Here is a 23,775-nt window from a genome sequence, read left to right as displayed (position 1 = left end):
TGGATGAACGAGCGGGCGAACGGGAACTTGCAGTACGCGGTCGACATCGTGCTGTGCATCGACGCGACGATGAGCATGAACGGCACCCTGGAGAAGGTTAAGGAAAGCGCCTTGTCCTTCCACGAGAGGCTCGCCTCCGCGATGGAGGAGAAGGGCCGGTCGATCAGCCAGTTGCGGCTCAAGGTCATCGCGTTCCGCGACTTCGGTGACCGGGCCGACGACGCGATCGACGAGACGCAGTTCCTCACCTTCCCGGAAGGCGCGGTGGAGTTCGAGCGCTTCGTGCGCGGGCTGACCGCACGAGGGGGCGGTGACATCCCCGAGTCGGGCCTGGAAGCGCTGGCACTCGCGATCCAGTCGCCGTGGGAACGAGGGCTCGACCGGCGCAGGCACGTCATCGTGCTGTTCACCGACGCGCCCGCGCACCCTTTGGGATCGCCGGCGCAAACCCGGGCGGAGACGTACCCGCAGTCGGTGCCCGGCTCCATGGACGAGTTGTTCTCCCAATGGGGCTTTCCCCAGAGCCAGACGGCGGTCATGGAGAACTCGGCGAAGCGCCTGTTGCTGTTCGCGCCGGAGACCGAGCCGTGGGAGGACATCGTCGAAGACTGGAACAACACGCTCTTCTTCCCGTCGAACGCCGGTGAAGGGCTCGAGGAGTGGGAGATGGACGAGATCATCAACACCATCGCGCACAGCCTCTGAGGAGCGGGTCGTGCGTCGCTTCAGGTGGAGGAACGACTCGTCCGATCCGGGGTTCTACGCGGACCAGCTGGACAGGTACGAGGCGCGCTGGATCGGTGAGGACGGTCGCAAGACCGGCTTCGTCTACGACACGGAGTGGGATCCCGGGTTCGGGGCACACCCGGAGTCGCAGTTCTGGATGAGCGGAAGCGGTGGTGCGTTCGGCATGGTGGAGGGGGTTCTCCTCGTCGTGACGCACGAGGTGCCGCATCGGCGTGCGTCCCGGCTGAGGTTGCCGGTCGAGGCGTGCACCCTCCGGCTGCACCACCGGCCGGAACGGTCCGAAGTGTGCCTGCGCATCCGGGTCGACCTCGGGCGAGGCGAGGCGCCGACCGATGCCTGGGCCGAGATCACGTTGCCGTTCACCGAGCTGCAGGGTGACGAGCTGGCCGACCTCATCGTCAGGCACCGGCTCGGGCCGGCGCCGGAACGCCCACGTCGGCCAGTGCCCGCCGGGTCGATGCCCGAACGGGAGGCGAGGCGCGAACCTGCTCCGGTGGCCTCCGACCCGGATTCGGACTCGGCTCCGGTGTCGGCGAGCTTCGAGCTGCATGCCGATCCGGTGCCGCGGGATGCGGTCACGCCGGTAGCGGACGTGCAGGACACGACGCCGAACCCGTGGTCGTACGACGCGCCGCCCGCGGTGGAGCCGCCTGGTCGCGAACCGGTCCGGGACTCGCACGACGTCGCGGCGGTCTTCGTTCCGCTCGACGCGGCGGAAGTCGCTTCGGCGGAGGTCGCTTCGGCGGTGTCACCCGGGGATCCCGTCCCCGGGCCGGTCACCGCCGCGCCGGGGCGCGGCAACCTGGCCCGGTTGGCAGTCGTCTCGGCACCGGACGACGACGACTGGATCTGCCTCCGGCCCATGCCGTCCGACCAACGGATCATCACGCGCGTGCCGTGGGCGCCACCGAGGGGTGGGCGATGAGCGGCTCCCGGTGGATCTGCGCCGACTGCGACACCACGAACGACTCCACTGCGCGCAAGTGCGGAGTGTGCGCTGGGACGTCACGACGAGCCTCGACGGTCAACGACCCGGTGACGTCGTCACCCAAGTCCGCTTCCACTCGATCCACCGAGCGGGAGCCGCCGCAGACCTCGGCCACCACGATCCGGTCGACCATCAAGACCGTGCCGCCGAAACCCGCTGCCACGCGCCCGATCGTGCCCAGTCCGACACCGTCACCCCCGCCACCATCACCTGTCCCCGCACCGCCCAGGACCGTCAGCGCGCCACCCGTGAAACCGCCACGATCGGGGCCACCGGCGCCGCCCCGGTACACGCCGAAGAGCAGTCGATCGTGGTGGACCCGTCGGCGCAAGCGGGCCGCGAAGACCGCGGCGAAGGTCGTCGGGGCGTTCCTGCTGCTCTTCTACGGGGTGGACGCGTGCGCGGACATGCGGCCACCGACGACCGGCGAGCTGGGCGCCGCGCCGGGCGGTGCGGCGCCGTGCCCGTGGTCGGTGGGGCGGTGGCTGCCCGCCGGCGGTGGGGGTGCCACCCTCGTCGGCGCCTACCAGACCGGGAAGCACCTCGTCACGCTGTGTCGAACGGCCTCGGGACAGGTCTACTACGACGGTCAGGTGAAGGGGAAACCTGCCGACACGGTGAACCACATCTCTCTGCCCGCCGAATCCACCGGCGGAGGGTGGGAGGCGCGCAACGGCAACTTCACCTACCGGGTCGCCGATGGCCGGATCACGGTTCGGGAACGCGGATCCGTGGTCCTCGACGAGCCGTTGCAATCGGCGTGAGCGGCCAGGGGCACCAGGTGTTCGCGCCGCGTCGGCGTCGACGACCCGGGTGATCGCGGTCGGTGTCGATCCGCATTCCACGGGTCGGCGGTAAGCCGTTCGGGCGCGTGGCAGGCCGGTTTTCGCGATATAGGCTGACTTCCCCCCTCAACGGGCTTGGAGGCGCGTGGTGCGAAGATCGCGAAGACGAAGATCCGGCTCACCCCTGGTCCTGTCGGTTCTCCTGGCCCTGCCGGCGGCGGGCTGCGCGTCGCAGACGCCCGCGTTGTCGCCGCCCGATTTCGCGGTGATGAGCTCGACCGCCGCACCTTCTTCCGCCGCGCACCTCGCGGCGCACCCCCTCTCCGGCCACGCGGGTGGTGAAGTCCTGCTCAGCGGCCAGGGTTACCCGGCACACGGTCGAGTGGTGTTCACCTTCCACGGTCACCGGGTCGGCGACACCACCGCGGACGCGATCGGCCGGTTCGTCGAGGTGCCGGTGCGCGTGCCCGACGCGTTCGGCAGTTCCGCCCCCGGCACGCCGTTCACCATCGGCGCCACCTCCGGCCCCGTCTACGCCGAGACGCCGTTCGTCCTCACCCGCTGACGCGGCCGCGTTGCCCACCTGAGGTTTAGCCCTGGGTAGTTCAAACCGGCGGAGCGCGTCGAGGTGCACTACCGTCGGCTTGATCGGCTGTGCGGTAGTGCCTGGTCACGCGTGGTGGCGCGGGATTGTGTTCGGGGTTGTTCGGATCAGGGGAGGTGGGCGGAGGTGCCCGTACTGGCCCAGGTGGACCTCAGGCTGGATGCCGGTCCGTTGGACTACACCTTGCTGGCGGTCTACTTCGTGTTCGTCCTCGGCATCGGCTTCCTGGCCCGCAGATCCGTCTCCTCCAGCCTCGACTTCCTGCTCTCCGGCCGCTCGCTGCCCGCGTGGGTGACGGGTCTGGCGTTCATCTCAGCCAACCTCGGCGCGATCGAGCTGCTCGGCATGGCGGCCAACGGCGCGCAGTACGGCATGGCGACGGTGCACTACTACTGGATCGGCGCGATCCCGGCCATGGTGTTCCTCGGCCTGGTGATGATGCCGTTCTACTACGGCTCGAAGGTGCGCAGCGTCCCGGAGTTCCTGCGCCGACGCTTCGGCAAGGGCGCGCACCTGGTCAACGCGATCAGCTTCGCCGTCGCGCAGGTGCTGATCGCGGGCGTGAACCTGTACGCCCTGGCGTTCCTGCTGAACCTGATGCTCGGCTGGCCGATCCCGCTGTCGGTGGTCATCGCCGCGGCGATCGTGCTGACGTACACGGCGCTGGGCGGCCTGTCGGCGGCCATCTACAACGAGGTGCTGCAGTTCTTCGTGATCGTGGCCGCGCTGCTGCCGCTGACGATCGTCGGCCTGCACAAGGTCGGCGGGTGGGACGGGCTGGTCGAGAAGGTCACCGGCGGTCCGGGCGGCGCCGAGCAGCTCTCGGCGTGGCCCGCGACCGAGCTGACCGGCATCCAGAACCCGGTGCTCAGCGTGATCGGCATCGTGTTCGGCCTCGGCTTCGTGCTGTCGTTCGGGTACTGGACGACGAACTTCGCCGAGGTGCAGCGGGCGTTGTCGGCGAAGAGCATGTCGGCCGCGCGGCGCACGCCGATCATCGGCGCGTACCCGAAGATGCTGATCCCGTTCGTGATCATCATCCCGGGCATCATCGCCGCGCTGGTGGTGCCGGAGATGGCCGCGCTCAAGGCCGGCGAGGAGGGCGGCGGCGTCGTCTACAACAACGCGCTGCCCGCGTTGATCGGCGAGCTGCTGCCCAACGGCATGCTGGGCATCGCGATCACGGGTCTGCTGGCGTCGTTCATGGCGGGTGTCGCGGCGAACGTGTCGTCGTTCAACACGGTGTTCACGTACGACCTGTGGCAGGACTACGTGCGCAAGGACCGCCCGGACGAGTACTACCTGCGGATCGGGCGGCTGGCCACGATCGGCGGCACGGTGGTCGCCATCGGCACCGCGTTCCTCGCGGCCGGCTACGGCAACATCATGGACTACATCCAGGCGCTGTTCTCGTTCTTCAACGCGCCGCTGTTCGCCACGTTCATCCTGGCCATGTTCTGGAAGCGGATGTCGGCGGCGGCGGGGTGGGCGGGCCTGGTCGCGGGCACGCTCGGCGCGGTGGCGGTGTTCGTGCTCGCCGAGACCGGCGTGCTGGACCTGCCGGGGCAGGGCGCGAGCTTCCTCGGCGCGGGCGTGGCGTTCGTGGTCGACATCGTGGTCAGCGTGGTCGTGACCACGTTCACCCGGCCGGTGCCGGAGGAGCGGCTGGTCGGGCTGGTCTACAGCCTGACGCCCAAGGCGGACCGCAAGCACTCCACCACGGGTGAGGACGCCGGGTGGTACCGGTCGCCGCTGCTGCTGGGCATCGGCGTGCTGGTGCTGACCGCCGTGCTCAACATCATCTTCGGCTGAGGGAGGTCGTCGTGGCGCACAAGGCCGGTCTGTTCGACCTGCGACTGGTGATCGCGGTGCTGTTCGCCGTGTACGGCGTCGTGCTGCTGGTGGTCGGACTCGGCTTCACCGAGGAGGCCGACCTGGCCAAGGCGGACGGGCTCAACATCAACCTGTGGACGGGCGTCGGCATGGTCGTGCTGGCGGCGGTGTTCGCCGCCTGGGCGACGTGGCGGCCGGTCGTCGTGCCCGACCGGCCCGACGCGTCCGACCTGCCGTCCGGGCAGCCGCCGGGGACGGAGGGGTGAAGCCCCGGTCAGCGCTTCGGGTAGACCGGGTTGAAGGCCTCGACCGTCCAGGTGTCGAGCCAGCGGACGGCGCGGCGGATGCCGGGTCGGATTCGGGTGCGCATGCGGTGGTCCTCTCGGTTCGGTTCATCGGGTCCACCAGGTTCAGCGCGTCGATCTTCTGAATCGTTCCCGATGACTGTCGTGAGGACGGACACAGGGTTCGTGCCACGAATGGAGCACTCGGTCGCTACCGTGCACCTCGTGCCCCGTCTCGTCGCCGTGTTGAGCTTGATCCTGCTGCTGGCCGGCTGTGCCGGGGCGGATCTGGCCAAGCAGAAGTTCCCGCGCACCACGATCCCGGCCGACGCCGAGAACGTCTCCGACCCGGGCGGGTCGAGTCAGAAGTCGCCGCCGCCCGCGAACGGCCAGCCGGTCGACCCGGCGTTCGCGCCGGACAAGCTGCGGCTGATCGACCCGTGCGAGCTGCTCGACGAGGACGTGCTGAAGCGGTTCGGCACGCCCGGCGACCGGTCGCGCAGCGGGTTCAGCCGGTGCTCGAACTTCATGAAGGACAAGGGCGGCAAGGACCTGGCCGTCACGGTCGAGGTCGGCCAGACCATGACCAGCGAGCTGAAGAAGGCCGACAAGCAGCTCGCCGGCCTGCGCAGCTACGAGCAGGTGCTGGAGAACAGCGCGTGCTTCGTCTCGGTGATCACGCAGGAGGAGCCCGGGCTGGGCCTCACGGTGCAGATCGGGTACGAGGACGGCGACGCGTGCGCGCCGGGGCGTGAGATGGCCGAGGCGGTGGTCGAGCAGATCAAGGAGCGCTCGGCGACCCGGACGCCCGCCAAGGGCTCGCTGATCACGCTCGACCCGTGCGCCCTGGCGGACAAGGCGGCGGTCGACGCGGCGGCGGGCCCTGATTACCGTGTGTACCCGTACGGGCTGCACAACTGCGCCTGGGTCGGCGACGACCGCGAGCTGTCGCTGGCGTTCCGCGAGACCTACATCCCGAAGGACCGCTCGTTCGACGACAAGCAGACCGAGGTCGACCTGGGTGGCGGCGTGGTCGGCTACCAGGTGTCCAACAGCACGGCGTTCCCGTCGTGCGAGGTCAAGTGGGTGCAGCTGGCCGGCTCGGACAACGAGGGCGAGATCGTCCAGGTCAAGTCGGGCGCGCCGAAGGCGACCGAGTTCGACCGGTGCGCGGCCGCCGTGGCGTTCGCCAAGTCCGTCCTCGGCAAGATCCCGAAGGGCTGAACGGGGGCTGACATCACCCCCCGTTACCCGTTACTGTCGAGTAACCCCCGTGTTCGTGCTTGTGCTAGGAGGGTCCGATGACGCAGACCGTTCCCACCACTCCGGCGCGGGCCGACGACGGGCAGCGGAGGTTCGCCTCGCTCGACCCCCGCACGGGTGAGGTCGTCGACCACCACGTGGTGAAGTCGGCGGACGAGGTCCGGGAGGCCGTGCGGGTGGCTCGGGACGCCTCGGTGTTCTGGGCGGGGTTGGGCTTCGAGGGCAGGCGGGCGCGGCTCGACGCCTGGCGCAAGGTGCTGCTCAAGCGGTTGGACGAGTTCCAGGTGCTGATCAGCGCCGAGACCGGCAAGTCGGCCGACGACGCGCGGGCCGAGCTGGCGCTGGTGATCGACCACCTGCACTGGGCGGCGAAGCACGCGCCCAGGGTGTTGGGCAAGCGCAAGGTCTCGCCCGGGATGTTGATGTACAACCACGCGGCGACGCTGGAGTACCGGCCGCTGGGCGTGGTCGGCGTGATCGGACCGTGGAACTACCCGGCGTTCACGCCGATGGGGTCGATCGCGTACGCGCTGGCGGCGGGGAACGCGGTGGTGTTCAAGCCGTCGGAGTTCACGCCGGGGGTCGGGGTGTTCCTGGCGTCGACGTTCGGCGAGGTGGTGCCGGAGTTCCCGGTGCTGCAGGTGGTGACCGGGTTCGGTGAGACCGGCGCGGCGTTGTGCACCTCCGGGGTGGACAAGCTGGCGTTCACCGGGTCGACGGCGACGGGCAAGAAGGTGATGGCGGCGTGTGCCGGGTCGTTGACGCCGGTGCTGGTGGAGTGCGGCGGCAAGGATCCGCTGATCGTGGCCGAGGACGCCGACGTCCGGGCGGCGGCGGACGGCGCGGTGTGGGGCGGGATCTTCAACTCCGGGCAGACGTGCGCCGGGGTCGAGCGGGTCTACGTGGCCGACGCGGTGTACGACGAGTTCATCGGGTTGGTGGTGGAGAAGGCGAAGAAGCTGCGGCCCGGTGGCGAGGCCGATGCGCACTTCGGGCCGATCACCATGCCCAAGCAGGTCGACGTGATCCAGTCGCACGTGGCCGACGCGCTGGAGCGGGGCGGCAGGGCGGTGGTCGGCGGGTTGGAGTCGATCCGGCCGCCGTACGTCGAGCCGGTGGTGCTGGTGGACGTGCCCGACGATTCGACCGCGGTGACCGAGGAGACGTTCGGGCCGACGTTGGTGGTCACGCGGGTGGCCGACGCGGACGAGGCGGTCCGGCGGGCCAACTCGCTGGCCTACGGGCTCGGCGCGTCGGTGTTCTCGCGCAACCGGGGGGAGGAGTTGGCGGACAGGCTGCGGTGCGGGATGGTGTCGATCAACTCGGTGTTGGCGTACGCGTCCGTGCCCGGGTTGCCGTTCGGCGGGGTGGGGGATTCGGGGTTCGGGCGGATCCACGGGGAGGACGGGCTGCGGGAGTTCGCCTACGCCCACTCGGTGACTCGGAAGCGGTTCGGCGCCCTGCTGAACCCGATGACGTATGACCGCGGGTCGCGGACTCTGCGGCACGTCGTGCGGTTGGTCCGAGTCCTGTACGGCCGCTGACGGTTGGGTTGGGCGGGGCGGTGGTGGTCTCGTTCGGCTCGATTTGACATGGGGCCCTTACGGGCACCCCAGGCAGGCCGAAGCCGGGCAGGCCTGGCGGACGCTTTTCCGCCAGGCCTGCCCGGCTTCGACCAGCTATGGCACCCGAACCCATGTCAAATCGGGCCTGGGTGCGGCGGTTCCGGGTCCGTTGTGGGCGGGTGGGGCAAGTGGACTCGGTGGGTGAGCTGCGGGGCCGTTGTGGTGCGGTGGGGGTCAGGGTGTGAGGGTTTGTTCGAGGTCGGTGAGGACTTCTTCGGCGGCGAGGACGCCCAGGCCCAGGAACCAGGTTTCGTCGGGGACCGGCTTGGCGTGGTTGGACTTGACGGCGTTCAGGGTTTGCCAGAGCGGGCCGCCGAGGACCTGGCTTTGGGCCGTTTTGGTTTGGTCGCCGTAGGTGCCGATGAGGATCCAGTCGGCGTCTGCTTGGGCGATCTGCTCGGTGCTGACCTCGACGGCCAGGTCGTCCACCTGGCTGGCCGGGGGTTGGGGCAGGCCCGCGTCGATCAGGATCGTGCCGATGAAGCTCTTCTTGGCGTAGAGCCTGATCTTGCCCGGCATGAAGCGGAGCATGGTGATCGTCGGGCGCTTGCCCGCCTTGGACTCGATGGTCTCGCCGACGCGCTTGGCGTGGGCCTCGTAGTCGCCGATGAGCTTCTCGGCCTCGGTGGAGCGGTCGAGGGCGGCGGCGTTCAGGCGGAAGTTCTCCTTCCACGTGTAGCCGGGCCGGGCGGCGAAGACGGTCGGTGCGATTTCCGAGAGCTTCGGGTACTGCTGCTCGGCGCGCAGCTGGGAGCCGATGATGAGGTCGGGCTGGAGCTTGGCGATCGTCTCCAGGTTGAGGCTGGTGATGCCGCCGACGTTCTCCGGGTTGCCCGCCTTGTCGCCGATGTAGCCGGGCATGGTGGGCGCGCCGTCCGGGTAGGCGACGCCGACCGGCTTGATGCCCAGGGCGACGACGTTGTCCAGCTCGCCGCCGTCGAGGACGACGACGCGTTCCGGGCGCTTCTCGATCACGGTCTCGCCCATGGCGTGCTTGATCGTGCGGGGGAACTGGCCGGGTTGGGCGTCGGTGCCGAAGCCGGCGCTCTTCTCGCCCGCCTTGCCGAACTCCGAACCGCCCTGGGCCACCGCGGGTTTGTCGGCGGGCGTCTCGGTCTGGCCGCACGCGGCGAGGGTGAGGGCGGCTGCTAGCAGCGCCGCGATCCTGGTGTTCGACACTCCGGGGTTCCTCCACTACTCCAGGTCACTGACCTGCTGTTCTTAGGGTTGCCTCACCGTAGCTTCCGCTTTCGGGGCCGCTCGCGGTGGAGTAGTAATGGGGTGATCAGCGTCGATCGGGAGGTCCACCCGTGAAGAAGGTCATCAACGATCCGGCGACCGTGGTGGTCGACGCGCTGCGCGGCATGGCGCTCGCGCACGCCGACCTGCTGGAGATCCAGTACGACCCGGCGGTGGTGCTGCGGGCGGACGCGCCGGTGTCGCGGAAGGTGGCCGTCATCTCGGGCGGGGGTTCCGGGCACGAGCCGTTGCACGGCGGGTTCGTCGGGCGGGGGATGCTCGACGCGGCCTGTCCCGGCCCGGTGTTCACGTCGCCCACACCCGATCAGGTGGCGGCGGCCGTGGCGCGGACCGATGGCGGCGCGGGCGCGTTGCTGATCGTGAAGAACTACACGGGTGACGTGCTCAACTTCGAGACGGCTGCTGAGCTGGCGGCGGCTGACGGCGTGGACGTGCGGACGGTCGTCATCGACGACGACGTCGCGGTGAAGGACTCGCTGTACACGGCCGGGCGGCGTGGTGTGGGTGGGACGGTCCTGCTGGAGAAGATCGTCGGGGCCGCGGCCGAACGAGGGGTCGACCTGGACGGGTGCGAGGCGTTGGCGCGGCGGGTCGTCGGGCAGGTGCGGTCGATGGGGTTGGCGTTGACGGCCTGCACGGTGCCGCACGCGGGGGAGCCGTCGTTCACGTTGGCCGACGACGAGATGGAGCTGGGGATCGGGATCCACGGCGAGCCGGGGCGCAGCCGGGTCGCGGTGGGCTCGGCGGACGAGATGGTGAAGGCCCTGCTCGACCCGGTGCTGGAGGACCTCCCGCTCGGCGAGGGCGACCGGGTCCTGCTGTTCACGAACTCGATGGGCGGGACGCCGTTGATCGAGTTGTACTTGGCGCACGGGATCGCGGAGCGGCTGCTGGCGGAGCGGGGCATCGTCGTGGAACGGCGGTTGGTCGGGCCGTACATCACCAGTCTGGAGATGCAGGGGATGAGCTTGACGGTGTTGAAGCTGGACGACGAGATGATCGAGTTGTGGGACGCGCCCGTGCACACCCCGGCGCTGCGGTGGGGCGTCTGATGGACTGCACGGCGGAGTCGGTCGCGGAGGCGATGCGGGCGGTGGCGGCGGTGGTGGTCGAGCACCGCGAGGAGCTGATCCGGTTGGACCGCGAGATCGGCGACGGCGACCACGGCGAGAACATGGCCCGGGGTTTCCGGGCGTTGGAGTCCAAACTGGACGAGGTGCCGTCGTCGCCCGGCGGGGTGCTGCGGTTGGCGGCCACGACGTTGATCTCGACGGTGGGCGGGGCCGCGGGGCCGTTGTACGGGACGGCGTTCCTGCGGGCGGCGACGTCGGTGGGCGATGTCGCCGCGATCGACGGCGCGGCGGTGGCGGCGGCGTTGCACGCGGCGTTGGAGGGGGTGGTGGCGCGGGGGAAGGCGTCTGTGGGCGACAAGACGATGGTGGACGCGCTGACGCCCGCGGTGGCGGCCGCGGAGTCCGTGGCGGCGACCGGCGGCGGGGTGGCGGAGGTGCTGGCGGCGGCTGCCGACGCGGCCGAGCTGGGCGCCGACTCGACGGTGCCGATGGTGGCGCGGAAGGGCCGTGCCTCGTACCTGGGTGAGCGCAGCGCGGGGCACCTGGACCCGGGCGCGCGGTCGACGGCGCTGGTGTTGCGGACGTTGGCGGGGAGGGCGCGGTGATCGGGCTCGTCGTGGTGTCGCACAGCCGGCAGCTGGCCGCGGGTGTCGCCGAGTTGGCCGGGCAGATGGCGCCGACGGTGGCGATCGTGCCGTCCGGTGGTGACGGGTCGGGTGGCCTGGGCACGGATTACGTGGCCGTCGGGGAGGCCATCGCGCAGGCCGATTCCGGGTCAGGGGTCGTGGTCCTGTTCGACCTCGGCAGCGCGAAGATGGTGGCGGACATGGCCGCCGAGGAGGCGGAGGGGTCCGTCGTCGTGGTGGACGCGCCGTTGGTCGAGGGTGCGGTGGCGGCGGCCGTGCGGGCGCAGGGCGGGGCCGGGTTGGCGGAGGTGGCCGCGGCGGCGTCGACCGCCGGGACCGTCACGCCGGCGTCGGTGGCGGAGGGCGATGTCGTGCGGGCGGACGTGGAGCTGACGAACTCGGTGGGGTTGCACGCGCGGCCGGCGGCGCTGGTGGTGCGGGCGTTGGACTCGTTGGACGCGTCGGTGGTGGTGCGGTTCGGCGAGGAGTCGGCGGACGCCAAGAGCGTGCTGGCGTTGATGGGGTTGGGCGCGCCGGGCGGTGCGCGGGTGGAGGTGGTGGCGTCGGGCGTCGACGCGGCGGAGGCCGTGCGGAGGGTGGAGGAACTGGCCGCGCGGGGGTTCGACGAATGAGCGGTTGAGACGCGCCTGGACCGATTACTTGCTCGATACCGATGGTGAAGCTCACGCGCACGAAGCGTGACGGCCGTGGGATAGTCGCGGTCAAGTTACCGTCCGGTAGCCACTCCGGTGAGTGGGAGGTCAACAGTGACGCGCCAGTTCAACACGGTCGGTGTCGTCGGTCTCGGCACGATGGGCGCCGGTATCGCCGAAGTCCTCGCGCGGACCGGCATCACCGTGGTGGCGGTCGACGTGGACGAGGCGGGCCTGGCTCGCGGTCGCGGCCACCTGGACCACTCGACGGACCGCGCGGTGGCGGGCGGCAAGCTGTCGTCGGACGAGCGTGACGCGACGTTGGCCCGCATCTCCTACGCCACGTCGCTGGACGCGTTGGCCGGTGTCGACCTGGTGGTCGAAGCGGTGCCGGAGCGGATGGAGCTCAAGGCCGCCGTGTTCGAGGAGCTGGACCGGATCTGCGGCCCGGACACGGTGTTCGCGTCGAACACCTCGTCGCTGTCGATCACCGAGATCGGTGTCCACACCGGACGGCCGGGCAAGGTCGTCGGCCTGCACTTCTTCAACCCCGCGCCGGTGTTGAAGCTGGTCGAGGTGATCCGCACGGTCGTCACCGAGCCGGACGTGGTGACCGACGTGGTCGCGTTCGCCGAAGGGCTGGGCAAGTCGCCGGTCGTCATCGGGGACCGGGCCGGGTTCATCGCCAACGCGCTGCTGTTCGGCTACCTCAACCACGCGGTGCGGATGTACGAGTCCCGTTACGCGACAAGGGAAGACCTCGACGCCGCCATGCGGTACGGGTGCGGCTACCCCATGGGTCCGCTGGCCGTGCTCGACCTCATCGGGCTGGACACGGCGTACGAGATCCTGGACACGATGTACCACCAGTCGCGCAACCGGCTGCACGCGCCGGCGCCGTTGCTGAAGCAGATGATCACGGCGGGGTTGCTGGGGCGCAAGAGCGGGCGCGGCTTCTACACCTACGACGGGCCGGACTCGCCGGTCGTCGTGCCGGACGTGCTCACGCCGGTCGCGTCGGCGGAGGGCGAGCCCGCGCGCGAGGTGCAGCGGGTCGGTGTGATCGGCACCGGGACGATGGCCACGGGGATCGTCGAGGTGTTCGCCAAGCGCGGGTACGACGTGGTGCTGCGGGCGCGTTCGGAGGAGAAGGCCGACGCGGCGGTGGGCAAGGTGCGCAAGTCGTTGGAGAAGGCGGTCTCGCGGGGCAGGTTGTCGGCGGAGGACCGGGACGCCGCGCTGGCCCGCGTGACGCCGGTCGTCGACTTCGCGGGCCTGGCCGACTGCGACCTCGTGGTCGAGGCGGTGGCCGAGGAGCTGTCGATCAAGAAGGCGGTGTTCGAGGCGCTGGACGAGGTGTGCAAGCCGGGTGCGGTGCTGGCGACCACGACGTCCTCGCTGCCGGTGATCGAGTGCGCCGCCGCGACCGCGCGTCCCGGTGACGTGGTCGGGCTGCACTTCTTCAACCCGGCGCAGGTGATGAAGCTGGTGGAGGTCGTGGAGACGATCTCGACGTCGGCCGATGTCGTGGCCACGGCGCGCCGGGTGTGCCTCGACCTGGGCAAGGTTCCGGTGCACTGCGGCGACCGCGCCGGGTTCATCGTGAACGCGCTGCTGTTCCCGTACCTGAACGACGCGGTGAAGATGCTGGAGGCGCACTACGCGACGGCCGACGACATCGACAACGCGATGAAGGTCGGCTGCTCGTTGCCGATGGGGCCGTTCGAGCTGCTGGACGTGGTCGGGCTGGACGTGTCGCTGGCCATCGAGCGGAGCCTGTACCTGGAGTTCCGCGAGGCCGGGTTCGCGCCCGCGCCGCTGTTGGAGCACCTGGTGAAGGCCGGGCGGCTGGGGCGCAAGACGGGCAAGGGTTTCCGCGATTACGTGTCCTGAGGGGCACGTTTGTGCGGGCTGATGGCGTGTCGGGTTTCGGCGTTTGGCATCGTGGTCACCATGCGGCGTGTGGTGATCTCGCTCCTGGTGGCGGCGTTCGGTCTGACGAGCGCCTGCGCGTACACGGTCAACGGCACCCCGGTGGCGGAGCAGTTGCTCGACGTCGACCCGCCGTTCACGTCGGCTCCGCGCACGCCGACGGGGTCCCCGGACCCGTCCGGTGAGCCGAGCGGGGACGTCGGCGACATCTGCGCGTTGATCGGGTGGAAGGACCTGCCCTACGACGTGCCGGACAAGGGCGCCGAGCCGACGGAGACCGGTTACGACTCGGAGTTCGACCAGTCGTGCAAGTGGCAGACGTCGGTCGGCTCGCTGGACGTGGGCGTGACCTTGCGGTTCCGCGAGGGGCGGTCGATCACGTTGGAGCAGAACAACGGCGAGTTCGACCTGGGTGACCGGAAGGTGACCTACTTCGACCGGACGACGGACACGTCCGTGCAGCCGTCGTGCGTGCTGGTGATGGACTACGCCGGTGGCGGGCTCGGGATCATCGTGATCGACGGGTCGGCTCGTTTCGGCGCGATCTGCGACCAGGGCAAGAAGGTGGCCGAGGTGCTGCTGGAGAAGGAACCGACCGTCTGAGCCGCGTTCGGCTTGCTGCGGTGGTCCCTGCCTGTCCCCGCGTGCCTGTCCCCGGTGTCCGGCTTGCTCGGGTGACCACCGGTTCGCCGGCCTGGCTCGCTGGGCGCGGTTCGCTCGCTCGGTCGGTTAGCAGGCGCAGGACCGGCCGAGGCGAGGCGAAGGTCGAGCGGGTTCGACGCGCGTTCGACCGGCCGCACCTTGGCGTGCGGCGACGGCGGTGGTGATCGCGGTGCTCGCGCGCCCGAGCGCGCACTCGGGCCTCGGCTCAAGCCTGGACCCGGACCTGGGCTCGAACCTGGGCTCGAACCCGCCCAGGTCTCCGGCCACTACCCCCTGGCCACCAGCCCTCAGCCACCGCCCACCAGCCACCGGCCCTTAGCCACTGGCCACTGGTCTGACCGGGTTAGCTGCAGCAGCCGCCGCCGCAGCACCCGCCCCCACCACCGGCGCCACCGGCGGGCGCGTTGGCCTTGCCGCCCAGACCGGCCATGGAGAGCAGCTTCACGGTGTCGTCGTGGCCGTTCGGGCACGGCGCGGGCGCGGAGGCCTCGTCCATCGAGCGCTTCACGTCGAAGGTCGAGCCGCACGCCTTGCAACGGAATTCGTAGGTTGGCACGTCGCTCATTGTCCCTGGCGCGGCGGTGCGAGCACCAGCAAGGGCACCCCAACTGCTGACACCGCGGCGAGCAGGGTCAACAGCGGCAGGCCGTGCACCCAACCCAGGCCGGCGGCGGCCAGGTGGGTGCCGGCGAACGTCGCCACCCACATCCGCGAGCTGGGCCGCAACCACACCGGAGCCAGCGCCGACAGTGCCGTGACCAGCATCAACATCGTCGTGCTCAGCAGCACGCCCTGGCGGAGCCAGCGCGGCTGGCCGACCGGCACGTCCCCCTCCTGCAGGACCTGCCGCGCCTCGTCACCGGCGACGATGTCCGGCGGGGACGGCTCGAAGAGCAGGCCGCGCACCACCGGCACCAAGGTCACGGCCACTTCGATCATCAGGAGCAGGGTTAATACGACCCGTTGCCACTTGCTCACCCAGTGGACCGTAGGCGATCACCCAGGGCGAGCCCGGATACCCTCGCTTCTCGTGCCACGTCGTAACCGCCCGCAACGCCCCGACGAGCCCTCACCCATCGGTGGGCACGGTTGGGCGCGCGCCGAAAGCGCCTCGGACGGCGAGTGGCTGGTGCGCACCGTCTCCGGCAGTTCCACCACCAAGACCTACCGCTGCCCAGGCTGCGACCACGAGATCCGCCCGGGCACCCCGCACATCGTCGCCTGGCCCGCCGGCGACTACGGCTCGGTAGAAGACCGCCGCCACTGGCACCAGGGCTGCTGGACCTCCCGCCGCCGCCGAGGCCCCACCACCCGCCGCTGGTAACGCTCTGTACTGACGGACGGGCAGGGGCGGGCGCGGGTGGGCGGGTGAGAGGGCGGGACGGATCACCGTCCGCCCGCCGCCGGAACCGCCGGATGGAAGGGCGGGCAGCGCGACCGCGAGCCGGACCCCAAGACCGCCAGCCGGACAGCGGGGCTGCCAGCTGGGGAGTGGGGGCGGCTGGACGGCTGTGGGCGGCTGGACGGCGGGGCAGGGCGGACGGCGGTGCAGGGCGGCTGGACGGCGGGGCAGGGCGGACGGCGGTGCAGGGCGGCTGGATGGATGCCGGGGCGGCCGGTGGACGGTTCAGCCTGGCCCGGCTCGGCTCGGCTGAGTCCAGCCCAGCCCGGCCAAGTCAGCCCGACCAAGCCCGACCCGGCTCAGCCCGGTTCGGCTCGGACCGGTTCGGGCCGGTTCGAGCCGTGACTCGGCAGTGGTCGGGTTGGGTGGTGGCACGATGTGGCTGTGGGTGGTGATGTGCCGATCAGGGCCAACACCGTGCTGCCGGCACGCCGGGAAGCGGTGAGGTTGTCGACGGCGGATGGGCTTCGGTTGGTTGGTGAGTTGGCGTTGCCGGTCGACCGGGAGCCGTTGGCCACCGTGGTGTTGTTGCACCCGTTGCCGACGCACGGCGGGATGATGGACTCCCACCTCTACCGCAAGGCGGCTTGGCGGTTGCCCGCGCTGGCCGGCCTTGCGGTGTTGCGGTTCAACACGCGGGGCACGGCCAGTGCGGCCGGGTGCAGTGAGGGCGCGTTCGACCACGCCGTAAGCGAACGGCTGGATGTGGCTGCCGCCCTGGCGTTCGTGGCCGAGCGCGGGTTGCCCTCGGTGTGGCTCGTCGGCTGGTCGTTCGGCACCGACCTCGCACTCATGCACGGGTGCGAGCCGGTGGTCGAGGGCGCCGTGTTGATCTCACCTCCCCTGCGGTGGAGCAAGGCCGAGCACTTGCGCACCTGGGCGCGTGCGGGCAAGCCGGTGGTGTGCCTGGTGCCCGAGTTCGACACCTACCTGCCACCAGCCGAGGCCAGGCGGCGGTTCGGCGCGGAGCTCCCGACCGCGGATGTCATCGACTTCCCCGGCGCCAAGCACCTCATGGTCGGGTACACCGAAGAGGTGCTGGACGCGATCGTGTCCGCGGCCGTACCCGAGGTGCCCACGCCACTGCCGCGCACCTGGTCCGGCCCTCACGAGCAGCATCAGACGGCCATCGCGACCTCCTGACGCCGCCAGACCAGCACCGGATCCCCGGCGGCCCGGCTGTCGCCCACGTGCGCGAAGCCCAGCTTCTCCGCGACGCGCTGGGAGGGCGTGTTGCCGGGGTCGGTGATGATCGTGACCGGACGGTCCGGTCGCGCCCGGCGTGCCCAGTCGATGGCCGCGCGCGCCATCTCCGGTGCGTAGCCGCGCCCCCAGTGCCGGGGGCGGAACCGGTAGAACAGGTTCAACGTCCGCTCGCCGTCCAGCTCGTGGTGCCGCAGGCCGCCGAAGCCGATGACCTCGCCGGTCTCCGGCAGCTCCACGGCCCAGTACCCGATGCCGTCGCGCGCCCAGTGGACCTGCCACTCGGCCAGCATCTTCGCCGCCTGCTCCGCCGACGGTGGCCCCGCCGGGTTGAAGCGGTTCGTCCCCGGATCCGACAGCACCGCGATCGCCGCGCGCACGTCAGCGCGGCCGACGCGTCTGAGCAGGAGGCGGTCGGTGCGCATCTCGTCCGGTTCGGGCGTGGAGGTCATGCGACGAAGCTAGCTCCGGGGTCCGACAATTCCGGGTATGGAAACTGCTCCGCTCGTCCTCCTGCACGCCTTCCCGTTCGACTCACGGATGTGGGACGGGGTGGGTGACCTGCTGAAACCGATCACGCCCGACCAGCGGGGCGGCGATCGTTCACCCGATCTGGTGGCTGTTGCGGACGACGTGCTGCGGTTGCTCGACGAGCGCGGGATCGAACGCGCGGTGCTCGGCGGGTGCTCGATGGGCGGGTACGTGGCGATGGCCGTGCTGCGGCGCGACCCGTCCCGGGTGGCCGGGCTCGTGCTGGCCGACACGCGGGCCGGCGCCGACACGGAGGAGGCGCGGGCGAACCGGCTGACGATGGCCGCACGGGTCGAGGCGGAAGGGCTCGGCTGGGTGCCGGACACGGTCGTGAGCGGGCTGCTCGGACCGGAGCCGGACGAGGCCGTGGTTCGGCGGGTGCGTGAGCTGATCCTCGATCAGGACCCGGCCGAGGTCGTGTGGGCGCAGCGGGCGATGGCCGCGCGGCCGGATTCGACCGGGGTGCTGGCGGAGGTGGACGTGCCCGCGTTGGTGCTGGTGGGGGAGCACGACGCGCTCACGCCGCCCGCGTTGGCCCGCGAGCTGGCCGGGGTGCTGCGGCAGGGCGAGTACGTGGAGCTGCCGGGCGTCGGCCACCTGACGCCGCTGGAGGCGCCGGACGCGTTCGCCGCCGCCGTTGTGGACTGGCGACGGCGCGTCGGCGTGTGAGAGCGGTAGGGCCCCGAGGATCAGCGCTTGGTGGGTTGGGCCTTCGGGCGCGCGATCTTCTGGGTCGGGCCGTCCGGGGCCGGAGAAGGTGAAGAGGTGGGAGAGGGGGAAGGGGCGGAGGCGGGGGGCTTGGCGGCGGTGGCGCCGCCGGTGGGGGCGGCGGCCGGGGTCGGAGCGGCAGCCGGGGTGGAGGCGGGGGTGGCGGTGGCCGCCGGGGTGGGAGAAGAGGCGGGAGCGGGCGGCGCTGGGCGTTCCTCCTCCAGCGGGTCCAGGAGGGGGGTCACGTCGTGCAGGGCGGAGCTCACGGCGTGCAGCTGCTGCGACAGCCGGTTGCGGAGCTGGCGGAGGGCGTCCACCTTCTGGGTCGCCTGGGTGACGCGGCGGTTCGCTTCCTCCGTCGCCTCGCGCACCCGGCGGTTCGCCTCGTCGGTCGCCTCCTGCACGCGGGCCGTGGCCTCGCTGACGGAGTCGTGCCGACGCCGGTTGGCCTCCTCGGTCGCCTCGCGCACCAAGCGCTGCGCCTCGGCGTTCGACGCGGCCTGCTCCTGCGCGATCTGGGCACGCACGCGCGCGGCTTCCTCCGCCGCCTCGCGCAACCGCCGCTCGGCCTCGCCCTTCGACGCCGCCTCCTGCTCGGCCAGCGTCTTCATCGACTCGACCCGCCGGGCCGCCATCGCGATCTCGAAGTCCTCCTCGACCGTGGTCCGGCGCTGGAGCGACTCCTCGTCCAACCGCGCGGCCTCGGCGCGGGCCTCGCCGACCGTCCGCTCGGCCTCGGCCCGCGCCTTCTCCAGCACGCCCCGGTGCTCGGCCTCCATGTCGGCGCGCCGCTGGTCCAGCTCGGCGATCAGCTTCTCGTACCGGGTGCGCAGCACCCCGGCGTCGGCCTCGGCCTTGGCGCGGATGTGCCCGCCCTCGGCCTCGGCCCGCGCCTTGATCTCGTTCGCCTCGTCCTGCGCGAGCCGCAGCATCCGCTGCAACCGCTCGCTCAGGCCCTCCAACGTGGTCGGCGGCAGCGACAGCCGCTCCACCTGGCCGCGCAGCTCCGCGATCTCCGACCGCGCCGCCTCGAGCTGACGGGCCAGGTCGTTGGTCTGCGAGACCGCCGCGTCCCGGTCGGCCGCGAGCAGGCGCAGGTCGGAGTCGAGGCGTTCCAGGTGGTCCTCGACCTGGGCGCGGTCGTACCCGCGCTTGACGATGTCGAAGCCGGATCCCAGGGGGACGAGGTCACGGTCGTCGGCGAGGCCCATGCCGCTCACGCTACCCGCTCCCGATGCGCGGCGGTCACCCGAGCGCCGCACATCAGGGGTGATTTCGCTTTAGACGCCCCGGAAACGGTTGATCGCGTCCAGGTGGGTGGCCCGCAGCTCGTGGTCGCGCACGCCGAGGCCCTCCTCCGGCGCCAACGTCAGCACGCCCACCTTGCCCTGGTGGGCGTTGCGGTGCACGTCGTACGCGGCCTGCCCGGTGTCCTCCATGGAGTACACCTTGGACAGTGTCGGGTGGATCTTCCCCTTGGCGACCAACCGGTTGGCCTCCCAGGCCTCCCGGTAGTTCGCGAAGTGCGAGCCGACGATCCGCTTGAGGTGCATCCACAGGTACCGGTTGTCGTACTGGTGCATGTACCCGCTGGTGGACGCGCACGTCACGATCGTGCCGCCCTTGCGCGTCACGTAGACCGACGCGCCGAACGTCTCCCGGCCGGGGTGCTCGAACACGATGTCCGGGTCGTCGCCGCCGGTCAGCTCGCGGATCTTCGCGCCGAGCCGCTTCCACTCGCGCGGGTCCTGCTCGTGCTCGTCCTTCCAGAACCGGTAGCCCTCGGCGCTGCGGTCGATGATCAGCTCCGCGCCCATCCGGCGGCAGATCTCCGCCTTCTCCGGCGACGACACCACGCACACCGGGGTGGCGCCGCCGTTGAGCGCGAACTGGGTCGCGTAGGAGCCGAGGCCGCCGGACGCGCCCCAGATCAGCACGGTGTCGCCCTGCTTCATGTTCGCGCCGTTGGTGGACACGAGCTGCCGGTAGGCGGTGGAGTTCACCAGGCCGGGTGACGCCGCCTCCTCCCACGTCAGGTGGGCGGGCATCGGCATCAGCTGGTTGGCCTTGACCAGCGCGATCTCGGCGAGGCCGCCGTAGTTGGTCTCGAAGCCCCAGATGCGCTGCTCGGGGTCGAGCATGGTGTCGCTGTGCCCGTCGTGGTGCTCCAGCTGCACGTCGAGGCAGTGCGCGACGACCCGGTCACCGGGCTTCCAGGCGTTCACGCCCGGTCCGGTGCGCAGCACCACGCCCGCGAGGTCGGAGCCGACCACGTGGAACGGCTGGTCGTGCCTGCCGCCGTACTTCTTCAGGAACGCGAACGTCGACAGCGGCTCGAAGATCGAGGTCCACACGGTGTTGTAGTTGATGGCGCTCGCCATCACGGCCACCAGCGCCTCGCCGGGGCCGAGCTCCGGGGTGGCGACCTCGTCGACGTGCAGCGACTTGCGCGGGTCCTTGTCCTTGGTGGCCAAGCCCTCGAACATCTTGACCTCGTCGGCGTGCACCGTCACGCCCCGGTAGCTCTCCGGTACGTCCAGTGATCCGATCGCGTCCAGTTCGTCCGCGAGGATCGCGTCGAGGATCTTCTGCACGGCGTTCCCTCCCAATGGGGGCTTCGGGATGGTCGGGTGTGGCGGGCTCTATGAGGTCCACGCAGGTGGCCGGAGGTTACCCACGGGTAACCGATTCAGAACCGGCGCTGTGAGCCACCGCACTGGCATTTCCCCCGATCGGTCGGTCTTGACCGGGCGGCCAATCAAGCGGAGCATCGAAGCCGTCCGATTGATGAGGACGGAGGTACGAGTCATGGCTAAGGCGTGGACCAGGTGGCAGGACTGGGCCGAGGTCGTCATCGGCGTCCTGGTGCTGCTCTCGCCCCTGGTGGTGGAGACGACCACCGGGGCCATGTGGACGATGATCGTGCTCGGCGCACTGATCGCCATCGACGGCCTCGCGTCGCTCGCGATGCCCGGGATGGTGTACGGCGAGTGGTTCCAGATGGTCCTCGGCGCGCTGCTGTTCATCTCGCCGTGGGTGATGGGCTACAGCGACCTGATGGCGGCGTCCTGGATCTCGTGGGTCGGCGGCGCGCTGACCGTCGCGGCGGGCGCCATGGCGGTCCCGCTGGCGAACGCCGCCCACGGCGGCCGGATCGCCGGCACCGCCTGAGAGTGACGACACCCCGGGCCCGCGGCTGGTCGCCGTGGGCCCGGACCAACGGGAAAGGGCGCAGGCATTGGCAGAGGACTCGTCGGCCCGGGAACGGATCCTGCAAGCGGCCGAGGAGTTGTTCGCCGAGTCGGGTTTCGACGCGACGCCGACCTCGCGCATCGCCGAACGGGCCGCCGTGCCCAAAGGGCTCGTGCACTACTACTTCCGCCGCAAGACCGACCTGCTGGCGGCGCTCGTGCAGCGCCTGCCGGACGGCAACGTCGACGCGCGCCGGGTCGTGGTCGTCGGCGACATCGCGGAGAGCCTGCGCAGGCTGGTCGCCGCGCTGGACGCCCGGCTCGACTCGTCGCCGCTGCTCAGCCACCTGCTGTGGCGCGAGGCGGACACGCACAAGGCGGTCCGCGACGCGCTGCACGAGCGCTACCGGTCGGTGGTGCGGCAGATCCGCAACGTCATCGTGGCGGCCGGTGGCGCGGCGGTGGCGGCGAAGGACGTCGACAGCGCCTCCGCGCTGCTCGGCCTCGCGGTCAGCTACCGGCACTCGGTGGCCCGTCACGCGCCGGACGACGACCGGATGGAACTGGAGCTGACGTTCGTGGCCGCCGCCCTGGAACGCCCGTAGCCGGCGACTCCGGAACGCGCCAGGCGGGCGGCTTAGTGGGTCGGCGCGGGCTCGACGAGCTCCACCAGCACGCCGCCCGCGTCCTTGGGGTGCACGAAGTTGACCCGGCTGTCGGACGTGCCGCGCCGCGCCGCCTCGTACAGCAGCCGCAAGCCCTTGCCGCGCAGCGCCTCCGCCGCCGCGTCCACATCGGACACCCGGTAGGCCAGCTGCTGCAGCCCCGGCCCGGACCGGCCGATGAACTTCGCGATGGTCGACTCCGGCGTCAGCGGCGCGAGCAGTTGCACGGCGGTGCCCGTGCCGTCGTCGCCCGGCGCGCGCAGCATCGCCTCGCGCACGCCCTGCTCCTCGTTGACCTCCTCGTGCGCGACCTCGAGGCCGAAGTGCTCGCGGTGGAACGCGATCGCGGCGTCGAGGTCCGGCACGGCGATGCCGACGTGGTCGATGGCTGTGACGAAACCGCGCAGTTCTTCCATGGCCGGATAGGCTAGTGGCCGAATCGGTGCAGGTCGCCCTGTGCGACGCCTCACAGGGCTACCCTGCGGTAACCGTGGGTATCGTGGCCAGTTAACAACCGCTTACACCCGCTGTGGAGGCCGCTGTGTCCGGTTCCGTGATCGTCGCCGGGGCCCGTACCCCGATGGGGCGACTGCTCGGATCGTTGAAGGACTTCTCCGGCGCCCAGCTCGGTGGCGTCGCGATCAAGGCGGCCCTGGAACGGGCCGGAGTCGCGCCCGAGCAGGTGCAGTACGTGATCATGGGGCAGGTGCTGACCGGTGGCGCGGGGCAGATCCCGGCCCGCCAGGCCGCGGTGAACGCGGGCATCCCCATGACCGTGCCCGCGCTGACGATCAACAAGGTGTGCCTGTCCGGCATCGACGCGATCGCGCTGGCCGACCAACTGATCCGCGCCGGCGAGTTCGACGTCGTGGTGGCGGGCGGTCAGGAGTCGATGACCCAGGCGCCGCACCTGCTGCCCAAGTCGCGCGGCGGGTTCAAGTACGGCGACGTCACGATGATCGACCACATGGCGCACGACGGCCTGTTCTGCGCGTTCGACCAGGTCGCGATGGGCGCCTCCACGGAGAAGTTCAACGCCCGCTACGGCCTGACCCGCGAGGAGCAGGACGCGTTCTCGGCCCGGTCGCACCAGCTGGCCGCCAAGGCCGCGGCGAACGGCGTCTTCGCCGAGGAGATCGCGCCCGTCTCCATCCCGCAGCGCAAGGGCGACCCGGTGCTGGTCGCCACCGACGAGGGCGTGCGCGCCGACACCACCGCGGAGACGCTGGCCAAGCTGCGCCCGGCGTTCGCCTCCGACGGCACGATCACCGCGGGCTCGGCGTCGCAGATCTCCGACGGCGCGGCGGCCGTGGTCGTGATGAGCAAGGCCAAGGCCGAGGAGCTGGGCCTGACCTGGTTGGCCGAGATCGGCGCGCACGGCGTCGTGGCGGGCCCGGACGCCAGCCTGCACGAGCAGCCCGCGAACGCGATCAAGGCCGCGTGCGCGAAGGAGGGCATCGACCCGGCCGACCTGGACCTGGTCGAGATCAACGAGGCGTTCGCCGCGGTCGGCCTGGTCTCCACCCGCGAGCTGGGCGTGCCCGAGGACAAGGTCAACGTCAACGGCGGCGCGATCGCGCTCGGCCACCCGATCGGCATGTCGGGCGCCCGCATCGCGCTGCACCTCGCGCTGGAGCTGAAGCGGCGCGGCGGCGGGGTCGGCGCGGCGGCCCTGTGCGGCGGCGGCGGGCAGGGCGACGCCCTGATCGTCCGCGTGCCCAAGGGCCCCGCTGCCTAGG

Annotated in this window: 27 protein-coding genes; 19 read left to right on the top strand and 8 right to left on the bottom strand. The window is 71.0% G+C overall.

Going from position 1 to position 23,775, the window contains the following annotated elements:
• Positions 1–3: 3 nt before the first annotated feature.
• Positions 4–705, top strand: coding sequence for a vWA domain-containing protein (locus ABTZ99_RS01135; RefSeq protein WP_498775079.1), 702 nt, complete (start codon positions 4–6; stop codon positions 703–705).
• 10 nt (positions 706–715) lie between these two features.
• Positions 716–1,672, top strand: a complete 957-nt coding sequence (locus ABTZ99_RS01130; RefSeq protein WP_498775077.1) for a hypothetical protein — start codon at positions 716–718, stop codon at positions 1,670–1,672.
• Here the strand turns inward: ABTZ99_RS01130 and ABTZ99_RS01125 are convergent.
• Positions 1,632–1,898, bottom strand: a complete 267-nt coding sequence (locus ABTZ99_RS01125; protein WP_498775075.1) for a hypothetical protein — start codon at positions 1,896–1,898, stop codon at positions 1,632–1,634. The genes ABTZ99_RS01130 and ABTZ99_RS01125 overlap by 41 nt on opposite strands.
• Positions 1,899–1,983: 85 nt before the next feature.
• Here ABTZ99_RS01125 and ABTZ99_RS01120 point away from each other — a divergent pair, with 85 nt between their 5' ends.
• The 6 genes from ABTZ99_RS01120 to ABTZ99_RS01095 all read left to right on the top strand — a co-directional run bounded on the left by ABTZ99_RS01120 (position 1,984) and on the right by ABTZ99_RS01095 (position 8,048).
• Complete coding sequence (locus ABTZ99_RS01120; RefSeq protein WP_498775073.1) at positions 1,984–2,499, top strand: hypothetical protein; 516 nt, start codon at positions 1,984–1,986, stop codon at positions 2,497–2,499.
• Positions 2,500–2,668: 169 nt separating this feature from the next.
• Complete coding sequence (locus tag ABTZ99_RS01115; protein WP_498775071.1) at positions 2,669–3,085, top strand: hypothetical protein; 417 nt, start codon at positions 2,669–2,671, stop codon at positions 3,083–3,085.
• A gap of 165 nt (positions 3,086–3,250) precedes the next feature.
• The gene (locus tag ABTZ99_RS01110) at positions 3,251–4,936 is read left to right on the top strand and encodes a sodium:solute symporter family protein (protein ID WP_498775069.1); all 1,686 of its coding nucleotides are present in this window, start codon (positions 3,251–3,253) and stop codon (positions 4,934–4,936) included.
• An 11-nt stretch (positions 4,937–4,947) separates the two neighbouring features.
• On the top strand, positions 4,948–5,223 hold the full coding sequence (locus ABTZ99_RS01105; protein WP_498775067.1) for a hypothetical protein: 276 nt from the start codon (positions 4,948–4,950) through the stop codon (positions 5,221–5,223).
• A gap of 243 nt (positions 5,224–5,466) precedes the next feature.
• Positions 5,467–6,465 (top strand): DUF3558 domain-containing protein, encoded by a 999-nt coding sequence (locus ABTZ99_RS01100; RefSeq protein ID WP_498775065.1) that lies wholly within the window; start codon positions 5,467–5,469, stop codon positions 6,463–6,465.
• Between the two features lie 77 nt (positions 6,466–6,542).
• On the top strand, positions 6,543–8,048 hold the full coding sequence (locus tag ABTZ99_RS01095; RefSeq protein WP_499607178.1) for an aldehyde dehydrogenase family protein: 1,506 nt from the start codon (positions 6,543–6,545) through the stop codon (positions 8,046–8,048).
• 255 nt (positions 8,049–8,303) lie between these two features.
• Here the strand turns inward: ABTZ99_RS01095 and ABTZ99_RS01090 are convergent, their stop codons facing one another.
• A complete protein-coding gene (locus ABTZ99_RS01090) occupies positions 8,304–9,308 on the bottom strand; it encodes an ABC transporter substrate-binding protein (RefSeq protein ID WP_498775061.1) in 1,005 nt (334 codons plus the stop codon).
• 131 nt (positions 9,309–9,439) lie between these two features.
• Between ABTZ99_RS01090 and dhaK the strand changes: the two genes are divergently transcribed.
• The 5 genes from dhaK (at position 9,440) to ABTZ99_RS01065 (ending at position 14,276) form a co-directional block, all read left to right on the top strand.
• Positions 9,440–10,441 (top strand): dihydroxyacetone kinase subunit DhaK, encoded by a 1,002-nt coding sequence (dhaK, locus tag ABTZ99_RS01085; protein WP_499607174.1) that lies wholly within the window; start codon positions 9,440–9,442, stop codon positions 10,439–10,441.
• Positions 10,441–11,067, top strand: coding sequence for a dihydroxyacetone kinase subunit DhaL (gene dhaL, locus ABTZ99_RS01080; protein WP_498775057.1), 627 nt, complete (start codon positions 10,441–10,443; stop codon positions 11,065–11,067). Before dhaK ends, dhaL begins: the two co-directional genes overlap by 1 nt.
• The gene (dhaM, locus tag ABTZ99_RS01075) at positions 11,064–11,720 is read left to right on the top strand and encodes a dihydroxyacetone kinase phosphoryl donor subunit DhaM (RefSeq protein ID WP_498775055.1); all 657 of its coding nucleotides are present in this window, start codon (positions 11,064–11,066) and stop codon (positions 11,718–11,720) included. Before dhaL ends, dhaM begins: the two co-directional genes overlap by 4 nt.
• A 135-nt stretch (positions 11,721–11,855) precedes the next feature.
• The gene (locus ABTZ99_RS01070) at positions 11,856–13,634 is read left to right on the top strand and encodes a 3-hydroxyacyl-CoA dehydrogenase family protein (protein WP_499607169.1); all 1,779 of its coding nucleotides are present in this window, start codon (positions 11,856–11,858) and stop codon (positions 13,632–13,634) included.
• Between the two features lie 60 nt (positions 13,635–13,694).
• Positions 13,695–14,276, top strand: a complete 582-nt coding sequence (locus ABTZ99_RS01065; RefSeq protein ID WP_498775051.1) for a DUF3558 family protein — start codon at positions 13,695–13,697, stop codon at positions 14,274–14,276.
• 403 nt (positions 14,277–14,679) lie between these two features.
• Here ABTZ99_RS01065 and ABTZ99_RS01060 read toward each other — a convergent pair whose 3' ends face one another.
• Positions 14,680–14,892: an FmdB family zinc ribbon protein gene (locus ABTZ99_RS01060; RefSeq protein ID WP_498775049.1), complete on the bottom strand. Its 213-nt coding sequence runs from the start codon at positions 14,890–14,892 to the stop codon at positions 14,680–14,682.
• A gap of 5 nt (positions 14,893–14,897) precedes the next feature.
• Entirely contained in the window at positions 14,898–15,314 is a 417-nt protein-coding gene (locus tag ABTZ99_RS01055; protein WP_499607165.1) for a hypothetical protein, read from the bottom strand.
• A 52-nt stretch (positions 15,315–15,366) separates the two neighbouring features.
• On the opposite strand from ABTZ99_RS01055, the gene ABTZ99_RS01050 reads away from it, so the two are divergent.
• Together ABTZ99_RS01050 and ABTZ99_RS01045 are read left to right on the top strand one after the other, a co-directional pair.
• A complete protein-coding gene (locus tag ABTZ99_RS01050; RefSeq protein ID WP_498775045.1) occupies positions 15,367–15,660 on the top strand; it encodes an Rv1322 family protein in 294 nt (97 codons plus the stop codon).
• Between the two features lie 462 nt (positions 15,661–16,122).
• Positions 16,123–16,881, top strand: coding sequence for an alpha/beta hydrolase (locus ABTZ99_RS01045; protein WP_499607162.1), 759 nt, complete (start codon positions 16,123–16,125; stop codon positions 16,879–16,881).
• On the opposite strand, the gene ABTZ99_RS01040 is transcribed toward ABTZ99_RS01045, so the two are convergent.
• Positions 16,857–17,393, bottom strand: a complete 537-nt coding sequence (locus tag ABTZ99_RS01040; RefSeq protein WP_499607158.1) for a GNAT family N-acetyltransferase — start codon at positions 17,391–17,393, stop codon at positions 16,857–16,859. The genes ABTZ99_RS01045 and ABTZ99_RS01040 overlap by 25 nt on opposite strands.
• A gap of 37 nt (positions 17,394–17,430) precedes the next feature.
• Here ABTZ99_RS01040 and ABTZ99_RS01035 point away from each other — a divergent pair, with 37 nt between their 5' ends.
• On the top strand, positions 17,431–18,141 hold the full coding sequence (locus ABTZ99_RS01035; protein WP_499607155.1) for an alpha/beta fold hydrolase: 711 nt from the start codon (positions 17,431–17,433) through the stop codon (positions 18,139–18,141).
• 20 nt (positions 18,142–18,161) lie between these two features.
• Here the strand turns inward: ABTZ99_RS01035 and ABTZ99_RS01030 are convergent, their stop codons facing one another.
• Positions 18,162–19,391: a chromosome segregation protein gene (locus ABTZ99_RS01030; protein WP_499607151.1), complete on the bottom strand. Its 1,230-nt coding sequence runs from the start codon at positions 19,389–19,391 to the stop codon at positions 18,162–18,164.
• A 69-nt stretch (positions 19,392–19,460) separates the two neighbouring features.
• The gene (gene ccrA / locus ABTZ99_RS01025; protein WP_498775035.1) at positions 19,461–20,774 is read right to left on the bottom strand and encodes a crotonyl-CoA carboxylase/reductase; all 1,314 of its coding nucleotides are present in this window, start codon (positions 20,772–20,774) and stop codon (positions 19,461–19,463) included.
• Between the two features lie 214 nt (positions 20,775–20,988).
• On the opposite strand from ccrA, the gene ABTZ99_RS01020 reads away from it, so the two are divergent.
• Positions 20,989–21,351 carry an SPW repeat protein gene (locus ABTZ99_RS01020; RefSeq protein ID WP_498775033.1) on the top strand — a complete coding sequence of 121 codons (363 nt, stop codon included), beginning with the start codon at positions 20,989–20,991 and terminating at the stop codon, positions 21,349–21,351.
• Positions 21,352–21,418: 67 nt separating this feature from the next.
• Positions 21,419–21,976 carry a TetR/AcrR family transcriptional regulator gene (locus tag ABTZ99_RS01015; RefSeq protein WP_498775031.1) on the top strand — a complete coding sequence of 186 codons (558 nt, stop codon included), beginning with the start codon at positions 21,419–21,421 and terminating at the stop codon, positions 21,974–21,976.
• Positions 21,977–22,008: 32 nt separating this feature from the next.
• Here ABTZ99_RS01015 and mce read toward each other — a convergent pair whose 3' ends face one another.
• Positions 22,009–22,452 carry a methylmalonyl-CoA epimerase gene (mce, locus tag ABTZ99_RS01010; protein WP_498775029.1) on the bottom strand — a complete coding sequence of 148 codons (444 nt, stop codon included), beginning with the start codon at positions 22,450–22,452 and terminating at the stop codon, positions 22,009–22,011.
• A 125-nt stretch (positions 22,453–22,577) separates the two neighbouring features.
• Between mce and ABTZ99_RS01005 the strand changes: the two genes are divergently transcribed.
• Positions 22,578–23,774, top strand: coding sequence for an acetyl-CoA C-acetyltransferase (locus ABTZ99_RS01005; protein ID WP_498775027.1), 1,197 nt, complete (start codon positions 22,578–22,580; stop codon positions 23,772–23,774).
• Position 23,775 lies beyond the last annotated feature (1 nt).

This window comes from Actinosynnema sp. NPDC002837, assembly GCF_040295345.1.
GTDB lineage: Bacteria > Actinomycetota > Actinomycetes > Mycobacteriales > Pseudonocardiaceae > Actinosynnema.
Note: the sequence above shows the minus strand (reverse complement) of the source record. Positions and strands in the feature narration are given on the sequence as shown.

Coding starts and splice junctions, on each gene's coding strand:
- ABTZ99_RS01135 (WP_498775079.1), top strand. CDS start 4: ATGAACGAGCGGGCGAACGGGAACTTGCAGTACGCGGTCGACATCGTG.
- ABTZ99_RS01095 (WP_499607178.1), top strand. CDS start 6,543: ATGACGCAGACCGTTCCCACCACTCCGGCGCGGGCCGACGACGGGCAG.
- dhaL (WP_498775057.1), top strand. CDS start 10,441: ATGGACTGCACGGCGGAGTCGGTCGCGGAGGCGATGCGGGCGGTGGCG.
- ABTZ99_RS01065 (WP_498775051.1), top strand. CDS start 13,695: ATGCGGCGTGTGGTGATCTCGCTCCTGGTGGCGGCGTTCGGTCTGACG.
- ABTZ99_RS01040 (WP_499607158.1), bottom strand. CDS start 17,393: ATGACCTCCACGCCCGAACCGGACGAGATGCGCACCGACCGCCTCCTG.
- ABTZ99_RS01035 (WP_499607155.1), top strand. CDS start 17,431: ATGGAAACTGCTCCGCTCGTCCTCCTGCACGCCTTCCCGTTCGACTCA.
- ABTZ99_RS01030 (WP_499607151.1), bottom strand. CDS start 19,391: ATGGGCCTCGCCGACGACCGTGACCTCGTCCCCCTGGGATCCGGCTTC.
- ABTZ99_RS01020 (WP_498775033.1), top strand. CDS start 20,989: ATGGCTAAGGCGTGGACCAGGTGGCAGGACTGGGCCGAGGTCGTCATC.
- mce (WP_498775029.1), bottom strand. CDS start 22,452: ATGGAAGAACTGCGCGGTTTCGTCACAGCCATCGACCACGTCGGCATC.